Source organism: Idiomarina sp. UBA3162, from assembly GCF_002364475.1.
Classification (GTDB): Bacteria; Pseudomonadota; Gammaproteobacteria; order Enterobacterales; family Alteromonadaceae; genus Idiomarina.
Window position 1 is genome coordinate 1 of sequence record NZ_DEYI01000050.1, and the last position, 534, is coordinate 534.

Sequence of the window (534 nt, forward strand, 5' to 3'; positions counted from 1 at the left end):
TAATAGGGGCTACAACCTCAGCGTTTGAAGCGGCATCACAGGCGATATGACCGCTGAACTCATGCACATCGTGTACGTGTTGCAAGGTTTGCGAGTCAGCTGCTACACCACAGACACCTTGACCAAAGGGAATCCGCACACAAGCAACCTTGCCTTGAAACGGCCCTAGCACGAGCTCGCGCTCACCTCGAGTGAGGTAAAACCCAGCCCAGTTAATATCTTCAAACTGATCAAAAATGAGTGCTGAAATATTCGCTAAATTAGCAATTAAATCGGATTCTCCGGTTGTGATGGCTTCGCATTGAGTCACGATATCATCACGCACTGATACTGCTTGCATACGACCTCTTATTCCGCGTCATCTTTAAGATCAAAGCGAGCGATGGTGTCTGCACCACCCTGCTCTGAAAATTGGCGTTTTAGTTCACTCTTTGATTTGGTGACGATACGCCCGTCTTTACCCACTGTGTAATGCTGATCGCTATCAAGAAACCTCGCTTGATACGCCATCACTAACTGTAGTGAGTTCTCCAA

The 534-nt window shown here is 47.6% G+C and carries 1 protein-coding gene and 1 pseudogene; both read right to left on the reverse strand.

Annotated elements, in window-relative coordinates; all coding sequences use genetic code 11:
- The coding region (locus B2X00_RS05945) for a GAF domain-containing protein (RefSeq protein ID WP_290486520.1) at positions 1–340 on the reverse strand (340 nt) is incomplete at its 3' end.
- Positions 341–348: 8 nt separating this feature from the next.
- A pseudogene (locus tag B2X00_RS05950) lies at positions 349–534 on the reverse strand (DUF1315 domain-containing protein); the annotation flags it as partial.